Annotated in this window: 16 protein-coding genes; 3 read left to right on the top strand and 13 right to left on the bottom strand. The window is 71.6% G+C overall.

What is annotated here, in order from left to right; all coding sequences use genetic code 11:
* The first annotated feature begins 260 nt into the window (after positions 1-260).
* Positions 261-1,385: an LLM class flavin-dependent oxidoreductase gene (locus ACIRPK_RS08930; RefSeq protein ID WP_403035158.1), complete on the top strand. Its 1,125-nt coding sequence runs from the start codon at positions 261-263 to the stop codon at positions 1,383-1,385.
* 51 nt (positions 1,386-1,436) lie between these two features.
* Here ACIRPK_RS08930 and ACIRPK_RS08925 read toward each other — a convergent pair whose 3' ends face one another.
* Positions 1,437-1,829, bottom strand: coding sequence for an SCO5389 family protein (locus ACIRPK_RS08925; RefSeq protein WP_403035041.1), 393 nt, complete (start codon positions 1,827-1,829; stop codon positions 1,437-1,439).
* A 559-nt stretch (positions 1,830-2,388) separates the two neighbouring features.
* Between ACIRPK_RS08925 and nucS the strand changes: the two genes are divergently transcribed.
* Entirely contained in the window at positions 2,389-3,048 is a 660-nt protein-coding gene (gene nucS / locus ACIRPK_RS08920; protein ID WP_403035038.1) for an endonuclease NucS, read from the top strand.
* A gap of 4 nt (positions 3,049-3,052) precedes the next feature.
* On the opposite strand, the gene ACIRPK_RS08915 is transcribed toward nucS, so the two are convergent.
* From ACIRPK_RS08915 to ACIRPK_RS08895, 5 genes are all read right to left on the bottom strand, one after another.
* Positions 3,053-5,242 (bottom strand): ATP-binding protein, encoded by a 2,190-nt coding sequence (locus ACIRPK_RS08915; protein ID WP_403035035.1) that lies wholly within the window; start codon positions 5,240-5,242, stop codon positions 3,053-3,055.
* Positions 5,243-5,334: 92 nt separating this feature from the next.
* Positions 5,335-5,676 (bottom strand): STAS domain-containing protein, encoded by a 342-nt coding sequence (locus ACIRPK_RS08910; protein ID WP_403035032.1) that lies wholly within the window; start codon positions 5,674-5,676, stop codon positions 5,335-5,337.
* A gap of 237 nt (positions 5,677-5,913) precedes the next feature.
* Positions 5,914-6,780 carry a 3-hydroxyacyl-CoA dehydrogenase family protein gene (locus tag ACIRPK_RS08905; protein WP_403035029.1) on the bottom strand — a complete coding sequence of 289 codons (867 nt, stop codon included), beginning with the start codon at positions 6,778-6,780 and terminating at the stop codon, positions 5,914-5,916.
* A gap of 149 nt (positions 6,781-6,929) precedes the next feature.
* Positions 6,930-7,580: a response regulator gene (locus ACIRPK_RS08900; RefSeq protein ID WP_403035026.1), complete on the bottom strand. Its 651-nt coding sequence runs from the start codon at positions 7,578-7,580 to the stop codon at positions 6,930-6,932.
* The gene (locus tag ACIRPK_RS08895) at positions 7,577-8,767 is read right to left on the bottom strand and encodes a sensor histidine kinase (protein WP_403035023.1); all 1,191 of its coding nucleotides are present in this window, start codon (positions 8,765-8,767) and stop codon (positions 7,577-7,579) included. Before ACIRPK_RS08895 ends, ACIRPK_RS08900 begins: the two co-directional genes overlap by 4 nt.
* 154 nt (positions 8,768-8,921) lie before the next feature.
* Here ACIRPK_RS08895 and ACIRPK_RS08890 point away from each other — a divergent pair, with 154 nt between their 5' ends.
* Positions 8,922-9,464: a hypothetical protein gene (locus ACIRPK_RS08890; protein WP_403035020.1), complete on the top strand. Its 543-nt coding sequence runs from the start codon at positions 8,922-8,924 to the stop codon at positions 9,462-9,464.
* 7 nt (positions 9,465-9,471) lie between these two features.
* Here ACIRPK_RS08890 and ACIRPK_RS08885 read toward each other — a convergent pair whose 3' ends face one another.
* From ACIRPK_RS08885 to atpA, 7 genes are all read right to left on the bottom strand, one after another.
* Entirely contained in the window at positions 9,472-10,044 is a 573-nt protein-coding gene (locus ACIRPK_RS08885) for a cob(I)yrinic acid a,c-diamide adenosyltransferase (RefSeq protein ID WP_403035017.1), read from the bottom strand.
* Between the two features lie 50 nt (positions 10,045-10,094).
* Positions 10,095-10,475: a VOC family protein gene (locus tag ACIRPK_RS08880; RefSeq protein ID WP_403035014.1), complete on the bottom strand. Its 381-nt coding sequence runs from the start codon at positions 10,473-10,475 to the stop codon at positions 10,095-10,097.
* Between the two features lie 115 nt (positions 10,476-10,590).
* The gene (locus ACIRPK_RS08875; RefSeq protein ID WP_403035011.1) at positions 10,591-11,091 is read right to left on the bottom strand and encodes a DUF2550 domain-containing protein; all 501 of its coding nucleotides are present in this window, start codon (positions 11,089-11,091) and stop codon (positions 10,591-10,593) included.
* A gap of 133 nt (positions 11,092-11,224) precedes the next feature.
* A complete protein-coding gene (locus ACIRPK_RS08870; RefSeq protein WP_403035008.1) occupies positions 11,225-11,605 on the bottom strand; it encodes a F0F1 ATP synthase subunit epsilon in 381 nt (126 codons plus the stop codon).
* Between the two features lie 197 nt (positions 11,606-11,802).
* Positions 11,803-13,248, bottom strand: a complete 1,446-nt coding sequence (gene atpD, locus ACIRPK_RS08865) for a F0F1 ATP synthase subunit beta (protein ID WP_403035005.1) — start codon at positions 13,246-13,248, stop codon at positions 11,803-11,805.
* 2 nt (positions 13,249-13,250) lie between these two features.
* A complete protein-coding gene (locus ACIRPK_RS08860; protein ID WP_403035002.1) occupies positions 13,251-14,165 on the bottom strand; it encodes a F0F1 ATP synthase subunit gamma in 915 nt (304 codons plus the stop codon).
* A 32-nt stretch (positions 14,166-14,197) separates the two neighbouring features.
* A complete protein-coding gene (gene atpA / locus ACIRPK_RS08855; protein ID WP_403034999.1) occupies positions 14,198-15,772 on the bottom strand; it encodes a F0F1 ATP synthase subunit alpha in 1,575 nt (524 codons plus the stop codon).
* Positions 15,773-15,874 lie beyond the last annotated feature (102 nt).

The raw sequence follows: 15,874 nt of genomic DNA, 5'->3' as shown, positions 1-15,874 counted from the left end.
AGCCGGCGGGGGCGGCCGGTTTCCCCGGAGTTCCACCCGATCTTCGGTCAATTGGGCCGTTCCGCGTGCCATTGGCACATGACATCGGTTACTCAACGAGGTGACAAGGCGGGGCTCGCAGACCCTGCGGCACCCGAGGAGGCCACCCGATGACCAAGACCAGTCCGCTGACCGGCAGTCAGGTCGACAGCTCGCCCACTGCCCCGGTCCGCAGAAACGTGCCACTGCCGAGCGCCCGGCAACCCCCGGCCACCGACTCGATCCGGGTCGGTGCCTTCATGCTGTCCGCCCAGTTCCCCGGCCAGACCCACGCCGAGGCGCTCGACCGGACCGTCAGCGCCGCCGTCGCGGCCGAACGGGCCGGCCTGGACTCGGTCTGGCTCGCCGAGCACCACTTCGTCCCGTACGGGGTCTGCCCGAACGCGGCCACCCTGGCGGCCCTGCTGCTCGGCCGGACCAGGCGGATCGGCATCGGCACCGCCGTCAGCGTGCTCTCCACCACCCACCCGGTCGCGCTCGGCGAGCAGGCCGCGCTGCTGCACCTGACCTCGGGCGGGCGGTTCACCCTCGGGGTGGGGCGCGGCGGCCCGTGGATCGACCTGGACGTCTTCGGCACCGGGGTGGCCGCCTTCGAGGAGGGCTTCACCGAGCGGCTCGACCTGCTGCTGCGCTGGCTGCGCGGCTCCCGGGTGGGCGCGGACGGGCCGCAGTTCAGCTTCCCCGAGGTGGCGGTGGTGCCCCGGGCCGACAGCCGGCCGGAGCCGCCCAGGCCGGAGCTGGCGGGCTGGCTGGAGGGGCGTGGCACGCTGCACCGGTTCCCCCGGCAGCGGCCGGCCGGTGCGCCCTCGGCCGAGGCGGCCGGGCCGCCGGTGGTGGTCGCCTGCACCTCGCCCGGCGGGGTCCGCACCGCCGCCGAGCGCGGCCGGCCGATGCTGCTCGGGATGCACTCGGGCGACGAGGACAAGGTGCAGATGCTGGCCGCCTACCGGGCCGCCTGGCGGGCCTGCGGCCGGGGCGAGGAGCAGCTCGCCCGGGTCGAGCGGGAGCACCTGGCGGCCGGGGTGGTGCAGGTCGCCGACCGGACCTCGGAGGCCAGGGCCAGGCTGCTCGGCGCGATGCCGGGCTGGTTCGAGTACGGGCTCGGCGCGCACCGCACGGTGGACGGCCGGGAGCGCCGGATGCGCGACCCGCGCGAGTACACCGAGCTGCTCTGCGACCTGCACGCGGTGGGCACCCCCCGGCAGTGCGCGGACCGGTTGCTGGCCACCGCCGAGCGGACCGGGCTGCGGAGGTTCGCGCTGCTCGCCGAGGGGTCGGGCGAGCACGCCGCGACCATGGACAACATCGCCCGGCTCGGCTCCGAGGTGCTCCCGCACCTGGGCTGAGCAGATCAAAGGGCCGCCCCCGGGCACTCCGGGGGCGGCCCTTCGGCCTGCTCAGCAGTCGCGCAGCTCGTCCGACTGGTTGAGCAGCTGGGCCCGGACCGAGGTGAAGCGGGCGTACCGCTCCTCGGTCGACTCGGCGGGCGCGAAGACCGCGACCCGGTGACAGTTCTGGAACGCCAACCGGACCCCGAAGTGCCGCTGCAGGGCGCCCCGGATCGCGTCGCTGGCCATCGCGCGCAGCAGCTGGCCGCGGGCCTGCTCGCTGGGCGGCGGTACCTGGTTGTCGGCGAAGTCGGTGCCGTCGACCTTGACCTGGGCAACCAGGGAGCTGATCAGCTCCCAGGCGTACGGGAGGGAGGTGCGGACGCAGTCGACGAACTCCCTCTCGTCGACCTCCCCTCTCTCGGCCTTCTCCAGCAGGGCTGGTGAGACGTCGAGCGACATGGGTTCTCCTCTCGCGGTCCACCCTGGCGTGGACCGCCGGGTGGTCGTGCCGTGTCCGTGGTGCGGGTGGTTCCGTTCTGTGCGGTTCCTGCGTGGTTCCGGTGGTGCCGCGCTTCCTGGGTCGTGCTCGCCGTGAACGTGGCGGTACGGTGCCGTGGGTGGCCGTGGATTCGGGCCGGGCTGACGCCGGCTCAGGGCACGCCTGATGCCCTCGCGCCCGGCTGCGGGCAGCACGAGGCGCGGCACACCGGTGCCGTGACGGTGACGCGGGTGGAGCGACGACCGCTCACCACAGCGTGACAGTCCGGGTTCAGTGCGGCTGGCGAATCCGCCGTTTTGTTCGGCATTCACCGGCTGGTCGGCCAGATTGGCCGGATCCCGTCGGATCGTTCATCGAAGTTCTCCGTCCCCGTTGAGTGGAACCCGCCGCCCGGACAGTCAACTGCCGTAGTGGCAAAGGCGAGGAGCTCCGACTCCATGGTTCGCCGTCTCCGCGGGTTCATCACCCGGCTGTCGCGGTTTCGCATCAACTGGCCCCGCTGGGCTAGCGTGGTCGACCATGCGTCTTGTCATTGCCCGTTGCTCGGTCGACTATGCCGGTCGGCTCTCCGCCCACCTGCCCTCCGCCACCCGTCTGATCCTGGTGAAGGCCGACGGCAGCGTCAGCGTTCACGCCGACGACCGCGCCTACAAGCCCCTGAACTGGATGTCGCCGCCCTGCTCGCTGAAGCAGGCCGACGGCACCTGGACGGTGACCAACAAGGCCGGCGAGAAGCTGATCATCACGCTGGAGGAGGTGCTGCACGACTCCTCGCACGAGCTCGGGGTCGACCCCGGTCTGGTGAAGGACGGCGTGGAGGCCCACCTGCAGGAACTGCTGGCGGACCGGATGGAGGTGCTCGGCGCCGGCTGGACGCTGGTCCGCCGCGAGTACCCCACCGCGATCGGCCCGGTGGACATCCTGTGCCGGGACGCCGACGGCGCCACCGTGGCGATCGAGATCAAGCGGCGCGGCGAGATCGACGGCGTCGAGCAGCTCACCCGCTACCTGGAGCTGCTCAACCGCGACCCGCTGCTGGCCCCGGTGAAGGGCGTCTTCGCCGCCCAGGAGATCAAGCCGCAGGCCCGCGTGCTGGCCACCGACCGCGGCATCGGCTGCGTGGTGCTCGACTACGACGAGCTGCGCGGCATCGACGACGACAAGCTCAAGCTGTTCTGAACCGCTAGGGGGACGGGCTCGGCGAGGCGGACGGGCTCGGCGACGGGCTCGGGGGCGCGCTGGAGGTCGTGGGCGGGGGCGGCGTGCTGGTCGGCGGGGCGGGCGGGGTGCCCGGCTGGGTGGCCGGCGGCTGGACCGGCGGCCGAGAGCTGGCCGGCCCGCTCTCGGACCGGCTGGCCGAGGGCTTGCGCGAGGTGCGCGAGCTGCTCGGGGTCGGGCTCGGCGACTCCGACGGCTCGGCCGACGGGGTCGGGGTGGCGGACGGGCTGGGCGAGGCGCTGTCCGTCCCGAGGTTGAGGTCCCCGGCGTAGCCGCCCTCGTTCGCCGGGCCGCTGTGGCCGGGCGTGCCGGAGTCCGTCCTGGCCAGGCTGAAGCCGACCGCCGTACCGAGCACCCCGAGCGCCAGCACGGCGGCCGAGGCCGCCAGTACGGTCCGGCGGGTGCCGCCGCCGGCCCCGGGGGTGGTCCGGAACCGGAACGGCACCTGGGCCGCGATCGCCCGGATCACGGGGCGTCGCCCGGCCGGGGCCGGCTCGGCCCCCGCCAGGGCCCGGCCGGTGTCGGCACGCAGCAGCTCCAGCATCCGGCGGGCGGCCGCGGTGCCGCGCGGCTGGCCGAGCGCGGCCCGCAGCGCGATCGCCGCCTCCAGCGCGGCGGCGGCCTGCGGCGCCGAACCGGTGCAGAGCGCGAACACCCCCAACTCGTGGTGGAACCAGGCCTCCTCGGCCGACGCCCCGACCGCCCGGGCGGCCTCCAGGCCGATCCGCAGCACCTGCTCCCAGGCACCCCAGCGCAGCGAGAGCGCCAGCGCGGGCGCGGCGGCCGTGGCCAGCTGCAGCACCTGCTCGGGCCGGTCGGCGGCCCGGTCGGCCAGCAGGGCGCCGATCACCACCTCGGCCTCGGCGGCGATCTGCGCCGGGCTGACCGAGCCGTGCCCGACCCACCAGGAGAAGTGCTGGGCGGCGCCGTACGCGATCTCGCCGGGCGGCCAGTGCTCGCCGAGCGCGTCCAGCACTCCGTCGGTCAGCCGGTGGTGGCCGCCGATCGAGATCGCCAACCCACAGTCCGTCAGCTCGTGCAGGGCGCTCTCGCCCAGGCCGACGTCGATCAGCGCCGGCAGGTGCGGCGCGGTCGGGCACTCGCCGCCGAGCGCCAGGGCCAGGCGCAGCACCGCCCGGGCCGGTTCGGACAGCCCGGCCGCCAGCCGGACCGCCGGCGCGGCGGTCTCCGCCACCGAGGGCAGCGGCACCGAGCGGCGCAGCTCGGCCTCCAGCACGGCCGGGTCCTCCGGCTCGGCGATCTCCTTGACCAGTCCGAAGACCCGGCCGCGGTCCTCGTGCGCGGCCACCAGGGTGTCCACCTGCGCGTCCCGCTGCCGGAGCAGCGCGGCCGCCTGGACGAAACGCAGCGGCAGGCCCTCCGACTCGAACCAGAGGTCGACCGCCCAGGCCCGCTCGGTCTCGTCCAGCTGACGACCGGCCAGCCGGCCGATCAGCGCCAGGCTGGCTGGCCGGGACAGCCCGGCCACCAGGTGGTCCTCCAGCCGGGAGCCCGGCTTCAGCTGCGGGCTGCCGGGGGCCACCGAGACCAGGAACGCGCAGTCCGGCGCGGTGGCCAGCAGCTGCTCCAGCTCGGAGCCGTCCAGCTCGACGTCGTCGATCGCCACCACGGCGCCCAACCGGGCCAGCAGCCGGCGCAGTTGGTGCTGGTCGGGGTGGAACGGCGGGGCCTGGTGGGTGGCCGCGTACAGCTCCTGCAGGAGGTCCTGGGCGGTCCTGCGGTGGCCGCTGAGCCGGACCACGCCGTCCGGGGCGAGCTCACCGGCCGCGTCGGCCACCGCGGCCAGCAGTGCGCTGCGGCCGGCCCCGGCCTGGCCGACCAGCCGGATCGACCGGCCCTCGGCGAGCAGGCCGAGCAGTTGGGCGACGTCCGCCTCGCGGTCGAGCAGCGGCAGGTCGGCCGCCGCACTGCCCAGCGCCAGCGGGCCGACGGCCGGGCTGGGTCCGAGCGCGGCCGCCGTACGGCCGCCCGGGGCGACCGAGATCCGGCGCGGCTCGGGCCGCCAGTCGTCCGGGCAGCGCAGTGCCTCGGATCCGTCCGGACTGCCGACGGAGAGCAGCAGTTCACCGCTGACCAGGTCCCCGGTCCGGAGCCGCAGCGGCTCCTGCCCGAGCTCACCGGGTGGCTGTCCCACGATCTCGCTCCGCCCTCATTCGGCCGATTGTCTGACCGGAGACTAGAGCAGCACTGCCCCGTTGCACTATCCAGGGCCCTGCCGACGACCGCTCAGCTGGTGGCACCGAGCGGGAGGGTGCTGCCGAACGGATCCGGTACGGCGCCCTCGACCGCCAGGATGCGGTGCAGCCGGGTGGCCACCAGCAGGCGCTGGAGCTGGGCCGGAACGGAGCGCAGCACCAGCCGGCGGCCGAGCCGGCCGGCCCGGCGGTGGGTGCCCATGATGACGCCGAGCCCGGTGGCGTCCCAGAACTCCAGACCGCCGAGGTCGAGCACCAGATCGCCCTGGCCGCCGTCGACCGCCTGGTGCAGCAGGGCACGGGCGTCGGCGGCGCTGCGCACGTCGAGGCGGCCCTGAATGGCCATGCCGCGGTGGTCGCCGATGATGCGCATGCTCTCCTCCTTCGCCGGTCGTGTCGGTACGGCCGGAACCGGACTCCCCTCCATCATCTGACGGTGGATCAGCCGGTCAGGTTGCTGGCCGCCACCAGATCCGAGGTAACTTCACTCGTCCGATGGAATAGAGGGAATATACGCAGTCGGACTCCACACGTACGCTCGATTCCCACCCAAATCACCCGTCCGGGGCGGAGTCGTGAGCAAGCTCACCCACGACCCCGCCGCCGACCGCTACTTGCCGTACGGGTAGAAGCCCTGACCGCTCTTGCGGCCCAGGTCGCCGGCGGTCACCATCCGGGCCATGATCTCGGGCGCCGCGAACTTCTCGTCCTGGGTCTCGGCGTAGATGTTGCGGGCCGCGTGCAGCAGGATGTCGACCCCGGTCAGGTCGGCGGTCTGCAGCGGGCCCATCGGGTGCCCGAAGCCCAGCCGGCAGGCGGTGTCGATGTCCTCGGCGCTGGCCACGCCCGACTCGTAGAGCTTGGCCGCCTCCACCACCAGCGCGGTGATCAGACGGGTGGTCACGAAGCCGGCCACGTCGCGGTTGACCACCACGACCTCCTTGCCGACACCCTCGGCGAAGGCCCGGGCGGTGGCCAGCGTGGCGTCGCTGGTCTTGTAGCCGCGGACCAGCTCGACCAGCTTCATCAGCGGCACCGGCGAGAAGAAGTGCACGCCGACCACGGACTCCGGCCGCCCGGTGGCGGCGGCGATCCGGGTGATCGGGATGGCCGAGGTGTTGGAGGCCAGCACCGCACCGTCCTTGGCCAGCTTGTCCAGCTCGCGAAAGACCGCTTCCTTGACGTCGAGCTGCTCGAAGACCGCCTCGACCACGATGTCCGCGTCGGCCACCGCACCCAGGTCGGTGGTGGTGGTGATCCGGCCGAGCGCCGCCTCGGCCTGGTCGGCCGTCAGCTTGCCCTTGGAGACGAACTTCTCGTACGAGGCCCGGATGCCGTCCACCCCGCGCTGCAGCGCGGCCTCGGTGACGTCCCGCAGCACCACCTGGTGCCCGGCCTGCGCGGAGACCTGCGCGATACCCGCGCCCATCAGCCCGGCACCGATCACGGCGATCCGCTGGCTGGCTACGTTGCTCATGGCTACCCCTAGGCTCCTGAAGGCGGCTCAGGGCAGGGATCACCCGCCGGAGCCGCGCCGCTCACGCGCCGGACTCTAGTGCCAGCGGGGGGCCCGTGGTGCGATCGACGGGTGTGACGCTGCTGACGTGCCCGGACCGGCCCCGGCCGTCACTGCGCTACTAGTCCCAAGTCCTGTGCCAGGATCGCCGCCTGGACCCGGCTGCGCAGCTCCAGCTTGGCCAGGATCCGGCTGACGTGGGTCTTGGTGGTCGCCTCCGCCATCGCCAGCCGTTCGGCGATCTCCCCGTTCGACAGCCCGCCGCCCAGGCAGGCCAGCACCTCCCGCTCGCGCGGGGTGAGCGCCTCCACCGCGGCCCGGGCCTTCGGCTGGTCCGGGCGCCCGGGCCGGGCGAAGGTGCCGATCAGCCGACGGGTCACCGAGGGCGCCAGTATCCCGTCGCCCTGGGCCACCGTGTGGACGCCCTCGATCAGGGCGTCCGCCTCCACGTCCTTGAGCAGGAAGCCGGCCGCCCCGGCCCGCAGCGCGCCGTAGACGTACTCGTCCAGGTCGAAGGTGGTCAGCATGAGCACCTGCCCGGCGCCCGCCTCGACCACCTGCCGGGCCGCCGCCACCCCGTCCAGCCGGGGCATCTGAACGTCCATCAGCACCACGTCCGGCCGCAGCTCCAGCGCCAGCCGGACGGCCTGCTCGCCGTCACCCGCCTCACCGACCACCACCAGCCCCGGGTCGGAGCGCAGGATCAGCACCAACGCGGCCCGGACCGCCGCCTGGTCCTCCGCCACCACTACCCGGATCATGCCGTCCCCTTCGTCCTCGGCTCGCGCGGCAGCAGCGCCCGCACCCGCCAGCAAGCGTCCTCGGGCCCGGCCGTGAAGCTGCCGCCGAGCAGGCCGGCCCGCTCCGCCATCCCGACCGTCCCGGCCCCGGCGCCGGGCAGCGAGCGGCCCTCCCCCGGCCGGTACGGGCTGTCCACCGCGATCGCCAACTCCTGCTCCCCGTACGTCAGCCGGACCCGCACCGGGCCCGGGGCGGCGTGCTTGAGCGCGTTGGTCAGCGACTCCTGGACGATCCGGTAGGCCGCCAGCTCCACCGGCGCGGACAGTTCCCCGCGCTCGCCCTGTTCGGTCAGCTCGAAGGCCAGCCCGGCCGCCCGGCCGCTCTCCGCCGCAGTGGCCAGCAGGCTGTCCAGCGCCTCCAGCCGGGGCGCCGCGAAGGTCTCCTCGTCCCCGGCCCTGAGCAGCCCGATCATCCGCCGCATCTCGGTCAGCCCCTGCACGCTGTTCTCCCGGATCACCGCCATCGCGACCAGCAGCGGATCGTCCGGCGCGCGGTCCTGACGCCGCGCCAGGGACTGCGCGCCGGTGGCGTGGATCGCGATCGCGGACAGGTGGTTGGCCACCACGTCGTGCAGCTCCCGGGCCATCCTGGCCCGCTCCGCGACCACTGCGGCCCGCCGGTCCAACTCGGCCAGCAGGGCGGTCTGCTCGGCCCGCAGCCGCTCGGTCTCGGCCTGGTCCCGGTGCTTGCGCACCAGGTCGGCGGTCCACACCGGGCCCAGGAAGACCAGCGCGCACAGCACCGCCGCCAGCAGCCCCCCGGGCACCGAGCCGTACACCACGGCCAGCGAGCTGAGCACCACGGTGGAGAAGATCCCGGTCAGGTGCAGGATCCGGGACATCCGGGGCGAGCCGTAGAGCACCGCCGCGTACAGCAGGTCGGTGTACATCAGCATCGAGGCGATCAGCGAGCCCGCGAACACCGTGCCGACCAGGATCAGCCCGCCCAGGCTCACGGTCCAGACCGGCTTGGTCCGGCGGAACAGCTCCAGCACCGCGGTCGCCAGCAACGGCAGCGCCACCACCCAGCCGGGGATGGTGTCGGCGCGGTCGTACGCACCGAAGGCGATCAGCAGCAGGCCGCCGAGCAGACCGAGGGCCGCGATCGCCCGGTCCTCCTGGCGCGGGCCGAGATCGAAGGAGAGCACGCCCCATCTCATCACCCCGCGGCCGGTCCGGGTGCCGACCGTACGGAGGAGGGGGCTACATCGAAAGGTGCACGGACGGTTCGGCAGTACCGACGACGCCCCCGGCCACCGGGTGCGGAAGGCTGGAGGACATCACCGAGCCGGAGGAAATCCCTTGATCGTCACACTCGTCCTGGCCGGCGAGATCGGCTTCTGGGTGGTGCTCGCCCTCGCCCTGACCGCCCGCTACCTGCTCCGGTGGCGCACCGTCAGCTCCGTCCTGCTGCTCGGCCTGCCGCTGATCGACCTGGCGATCCTGGTCCTCACCGTGCTCGACCTGCGGCACGGCACCGTGGCCACCCTGGCGCACGGCCTGGCCGCCGCGTACGTCGGCTTCTCGGTGGCGTACGGGCACTACCTGGTCCGCTGGGCCGACGGGCACGTCCACCACCGCTTCGCCGGTGGCCCGAAGCCGGCCGGAGCCCCCAGGTACGGCGCCGCCCGGGCCCGGCACGAATGGCTGATCTTCGCCCGCACCACCCTGGCGGCCGGCCTCACCGTCGTCCTGATCGCCGCGATGACCTGGCTGACCGACGCTCCGGACCGGACCGGGGCGCTCGGCGGCTGGTACCAGCGGATGGGCTGGGTGCTGGCGATCAGCCTGGTGATCGCGGGCAGCTACACGCTCTTCCCGAAGAAGGACCCGGCCGGCCGCTGACCGTCCGTCAGCGGTTCTCGCCCGGCACCCAGAGCACGTCGCCGCGCTCCTTGTTGGCGGCCCGGGCCAGGATGAAGAGCAGGTCGGAGAGCCGGTTGAGGTACTTGGCGGTGAGCGGGTTGACGCTGTCGCCGTGCTCCTCGATCGCCGCCCAGGTGGCCCGCTCGGCCCGGCGCACCACGGTGCAGGCCAGGTGCAGGTGGGCGGCGCCGACGGTGCCGCCCGGGAGGATGAAGCTGCGCAGCTTCTCCAACTGCTCCAGGTAGTGGTCGCAGTCGCTCTCCAGCCGGTCCACGTAGGACTGCAGCACCCGCAGCGGCGGGTACTTCGGGTCCTCCACCACCGGGGTGGCCAGATCGGCGCCGACGTCGAACAGGTCGTTCTGGATCCGCACCAGCACCGTCACGACGTCCTCGGCCAGCGCACCGGCGGCCAGCGCCACGCCGATCGCGGCGTTGGCCTCGTTGGTGTCGGCGTAGGCGACCAGCCGGGGATCGGTCTTGCTGGTGCGGCTCATGTCACCGAGCGCGGTGGTGCCGTCATCGCCGGTACGGGTGTAGATGCGCGTGAGGTTGACCATGGGCCGCAGCCTAGCGCCTCGGTTAGAGCGCGTTAACGGGGCGCTTCGGCTCAGTGGTGGTGCATCTCCGCCACGCAGAGCAGGTTGCCCTCGCTGTCCTTGCAGTACGCCGCCGCTCCGCCGTCCCAGGACACCATGCCGTCGACGGTCTTGAACTCCGGCATGTCGTACTCCTCGAACACCACCCCGTGCCCGCGCATCTCGGCCATCTCGGCCTTCAGGTCGGAGACCTCGAAGCTGACCTGGGTGTGCCCGCCCCGCTCGGTGATCGGCGTCGGGAACAGCAGGAACTCGCCGCCGGGCGTCTTGTACAGCGCCCCGCCGTCCATCTCCTCGGCCGGAGTCATCCCCAGCTTGTCCCGGTACCACTGCTCGGCCCGGCCCAGGTCGGTCACCGGCAGGGTGGTGTGAATGGTCGCTTGCGTCAACATGGTCCCAGCTCCCTCGGACGAGAGGACCCTGAATCCAGTGTGACGCGATCGGGGGCCGGGCGCGGGCTGAGCGGGGTGCAGCGGTGTCGGGGCGGGTGGCGCTGCACCCAGCCCGCTAGGCGACGTTCACCCGCTGGCCGGGCGGAGCCGCCTCGAGCCAGGCCAGGAAGCCGGTCAAGGCGTCGTCGCTCATCGCGAGTTCGAGCGGGACACCGTTGTGCAGACAGCGCAGCACCACCGAGCCGGAGAGCAGGGCGAGCTCCTCCTGGCCCTCGGGGTAGCGGCGGCCGAGCACCTCGATCTCCCGGCGCGGCAGCACCCTGCGCGGGCGGGGGGCGTAGCTGAAGACCCGGAACCACTCGATCGAGTCACCGCTGTAGCGGCCGATACCAAAAACCCACCCCTTGCCGTCGGTCACCGGGACCGGGGCTGAGGTGGGCTCGCCGTTGCTGTCGAGATCGGGCTGCGTGGAGGCGTCGGCCGGCATTTTGAGCCGGTAACTGCAGTCGAACGTACCGCCTACTCGCTGGATCACCCGGCGGCGTACCGCGAAGACCACCAGACCCAGCACGCAGAGCGCCACGACCGCCGCGCACACCACAAGGGCGAGGACCATGCTCACCGACCTCCTCGCTACCCGCATCCCCGTTGCCGGTCGTATCAACGACGGCACTGTCCTACCAACTGATACGACAGTCCCGGGGTCACGCTCTCGCGTCCCCGGGACCGTCGGTCGTGCTGACGTACGTTCAGGCGGCCTTGCGACGACCGGCCGCGGTGAGGCGGACCTCGGCGCGGCGCTCGGCGTGCGCGTCGAGCTCGCTCTTGGCGGTCTCCAGCGCGCGCTCGGCCCGGGCGACGTCGATCTCGTCCGCCAGCTCGGCGATCTCCGCGAGCAGAGAGAGCTTGTTGTCGGCGAAGGAGATGAAGCCACCGTGGACGGCGGCCACGACGGTGCCGCCGTCGGTGGTGCGGATGGTGACCGGACCGGTCTCCAGCACGCTCAGCACCGGGGTGTGACCCGGCATGATGCCGGTGTCACCGGAGGCCGTACGGGCGACAACGATGGTGGCCGCACCGGACCACACCTTGCGGTCGGCTGCGACCAGCTCGACGTGCAGCTCAGCCAACGTGGGCTCCTAGGCTCTGGCGACCGCCGAGTGCCTCGGCGATTGCGGTAAGAATAACGGGCCCGCACCCCCGGCATGAAACCAAGGACACGGAGATGACCGGGATCACAGCGAATCGTCCGGTCCAGCCGTGAGGGGCGGCCCCCAGGGACGGGGACCACCCCTCACGGTCAGTCGGGCTCTCGAACCGGCCGGAACTACTTCTTGGCCAGCTCGGCGGCGTTGCGCTCGAGGTCCTCGATGCCACCGCACATGAAGAACGCCTGCTCCGGCGTCGAGTCGTACTTGCCGTCCGCGATCGCGTTGAACGCCTCGATCGTCTCGGACAGCGGCACGGTCGAACCGTCGACGCCGGTGAACTGCTTGGCGACGTAGGTGTTCTGCGAGAGGAAGCGCTCGATCCGACGTGCGCGGTGCACGGTGATCTTGTCGTCCTCGGACAGCTCGTCGATACCGAGGATCGCGATGATGTCCTGGAGGTCCTTGTACTTCTGCAGGATCCCCTTGACGCGAATCGCGGTGTCGTAGTGGTCCTGCGCGATGTAGCGCGGGTCCAGGATGCGGGACGTGGAGTCCAGCGGGTCGACGGCCGGGTAGATGCCCTTCTCGGAGATCGGACGGGAGAGCACCGTCGTCGCGTCGAGGTGGGCGAAGGTGGTGGCCGGCGCCGGGTCGGTCAGGTCGTCCGCGGGGACGTAGATCGCCTGCATCGAGGTGATCGAGTGACCGCGGGTCGAGGTGATGCGCTCCTGGAGGAGACCCATCTCGTCGGCCAGGTTCGGCTGGTAACCCACCGCGGAGGGCATCCGGCCGAGCAGGGTCGACACCTCGGAACCGGCCTGGGTGAACCGGAAGATGTTGTCGATGAAGAGGAGCACGTCCTGCTTCTCGACGTCACGGAAGTACTCCGCCATGGTCAGCGCGGAGAGCGCGACCCGCAGACGGGTGCCCGGCGGCTCGTCCATCTGGCCGAAGACCAGCGCGGTCTTGTCCAGAACGCCCGAGTCGACCATCTCGTGGATGAGGTCGTTGCCCTCACGGGTGCGCTCGCCGACACCGGCGAAGACCGACACACCACCGAAGTTCTCGGCGACGCGGTAGATCATCTCCTGGATGAGGACGGTCTTGCCGACACCGGCACCACCGAACAGACCGATCTTGCCACCGGTCACGTACGGGGTGAGCAGGTCGATGACCTTGATGCCGGTCTCGAACATCTCGGTCTTCGACTCGAGCTCGGAGAAGTTCGGGGCGGTGCGGTGGATGGGCCACCGGACCTCGACCTGCTTCTCGAACTCGGCCTTGTCGACGTTCAGCACCTCGCCGAGGGCGTTGAAGACCTTGCCCTTGGTGATCTGGCCGACCGGGACGGAGATCGCCGAACCGGTGTCGGTGACGGTCGCGCCACGGACCAGGCCGTCGGTCGGCTGCATCGAGATGCCGCGGATCAGGCCGTCGCCGAGGTGCTGCGCGACCTCGAGGGTCAGCACCTTGGTGCCGGTGCCGTCGGGGTTCTCCACCTCGACGTGCAGGGCGTTGTACATGCTCGGAATCGCGTCGACGGGGAACTCCACGTCGACGACCGGGCCGATGACCCGCGCGACGCGGCCCGTCGCCGTGGTCGGCTCAACTGTGGTGGTCATTCTCATTCGCTCCCGCGGCTAGCGTCGGCGAGGGCGTTGGCACCGCCGACGATCTCGCTGATTTCCTGGGTGATCTCGGCCTGACGGGCCGAGTTGGCAAGCCGCGTGAGCGACTTGATGAGCTCTCCCGCATTGTCGGTCGCGGACTTCATCGCGCGCCGGCGAGCGGCGTGCTCCGAAGCGGCCGACTGCAGCAGCGCGTTGTAGATCCGGCTCTCGACGTACCGCGGCAGCAGGGCGTCGAGGACGCCCTCGGCCGACGGCTCGAAGTCGTACAGCGGGAAGATCTCCGACTTGGCCGGCTTGTTGTCGCTGAGCTGGACCTCGTCCAGCTTCAGCGGCAGCAGCCGGACGTCCACGGCGGTCTGAGTCAGCATGGACTCGAACTTGGTGGACACCAGGTGGAGCTCGTCCACCCCACCGGTCTCGGCGGTGAACGCCTCGATCAGATCGGCCGCGACCCGCTTGGCGTCCCCGTAGGTCGGCTTGTCGGAGAAGCCCGTCCACGATCCCGCGACCTCAAGGTTGCGGAAGTTGTAGTACGAGACGCTCTTCCGGCCGACCAGGTAGGTCACCACGTCCTTGCCCTCGGCGCGGAGCTTGGCGCTGAGCGCCACGCCCTGCTTGATGGCGTTGGTCGAGTAACCACCGGCGAGACCACGGTCCGCCGCGATCACCAGCACCGCGGCGCGCGAGGCGCCGGGGTTCTCGGTGGTCAGCGGGTGCTTGGCGTTGGACCGGGTGGCCACCGCCGTCACCGCGCGGGTGAGCTCATCGGCGTACGGAGTGGAGGCGGCCACCGCGCGCTGCGCCTTGACGATGCGCGACGCGGAGATCATCTCCATCGCCTTGGTGATCTTCTTCGTCGCGGTGACAGAGCGGATCCGGCGCTTGTAGACCCGAAGCTGTGCTCCCATGGGTCGTTACGTCCTTTCCCTCGCTACCGGACTCAGGCCTGCTCGCCGAGGAGCTTGCCGTCGGCGGTGGTGAAACCGAGCTTGAACGCCGCGATCGCCTCGGTGAGCGCGTCGATCGTGCCGTCCTCGAGCTTGCTGGTCTCGACGATGCCCGCGAGCAGGTCCTTCTTCGAGGTCCGCAGGTGGTCGAGGAACTCGCGCTCGAAGCGACGGATGTCCGCGACCGGGACGTCGTCCAGCTTGCCCGTGGTGCCGGCCCAGATCGAGACGACCTGCTCCTCGACCGGGAACGGCTGGTACTGACCCTGCTTCAGCAGCTCGATCATGCGCGCACCGCGCTCCAGCTGGGCCTTGGAGGCCGGGTCCAGGTCGGAACCGAAGGCGGCGAACGCCTCCAGCTCGCGGTACTGGGCCAGGTCCAGGCGCAGCCGGCCGGCGACCGACTTCATCGCCTTGATCTGGGCCGAGCCACCGACGCGGGAGACCGAGATACCGACGTTCACGGCCGGGCGGATGCCGGCGTTGAACAGGTCGGACTCCAGGAAGATCTGGCCGTCGGTGATGGAGATGACGTTGGTCGGGATGTACGCCGACACGTCGTTGGCCTTGGTCTCGATGATCGGCAGGCCGGTCATCGAGCCCGCGCCCAGCGCGTCGCCGAGCTTCGCGCAACGCTCCAGCAGACGGGAGTGCAGGTAGAAGACGTCACCCGGGTAGGCCTCGCGGCCCGGCGGACGACGGAGCAGCAGCGAGACGGAACGGTACGCCTCGGCCTGCTTCGACAGGTCGTCGAAGATGATGAGGACGTGCTTGCCGTCGTACATCCACTCCTGGCCGATGGCCGAACCGGTGTACGGGGCGAGGTACTTGAAGCCGGCCGGGTCGGAGGCGGGAGCAGCCACGATGGTGGTGTACTCCAGCGCGCCGGCCTCCTCCAGGGCACCGCGCACGGACGCGATGGTGGAGCCCTTCTGGCCGATGGCGACGTAGATGCAGCGAACCTGCTTCTTCGGGTCGCCCGACTGCCAGTTGTCACGCTGGTTGATGATCGTGTCGATCGCCACCGCGGTCTTGCCGGTCTGGCGGTCGCCGATGATCAGCTGACGCTGGCCACGGCCGATCGGGGTCATCGCGTCGATGGCCTTGATGCCGGTCTGCATCGGCTCGTGCACCGACTTGCGGACCATGACGCCCGGGGCCTGCAGCTCCAGGGCGCGGCGGCCGCTGGAGGCGATGTCGCCCAGACCGTCGATCGGGTTGCCCAGCGGGTCCACGACACGGCCGAGGTAGCCCTCGCCGACCGGAACGGAGAGGACCTCGCCGGTGCGGTGCACCGTCTGACCCTCCTCGATGCCGCTGAACTCACCGAGGACGACGACACCGATCTCGCGGGTGTCGAGGTTCAGCGCGAGGCCGAGGGTGCCGTCCTCGAACTTCAGCAGCTCGTTGGCCATGACCGAGGGCAGGCCCTCGACCTTGGCAATACCGTCCATGGCCTCGGTGACCGTACCGACCTCTTCACGCGAGGCGGCGTCCGGCTGGTACGACTGGACAAAGTCGGCCAGCGCGTCCCGGATCTCCTCCGGACGGATCGTAAGCTCCGCCATCAGGCTTCCCTGCTCTCCTAGTTTGCGATCCTCGGCCCGCCATTGAGGGCCGCAAGTATTCGACTCTCGGCCGGGTCATCCGAACCGGCCGTACGATTTGCC

It is taken from the genome of Kitasatospora sp. NPDC101801 (assembly GCF_044766665.1).
Lineage (GTDB): Bacteria > Actinomycetota > Actinomycetes > Streptomycetales > Streptomycetaceae > Kitasatospora.
This window is presented reverse-complemented; position numbering and strand designations above follow the sequence as displayed.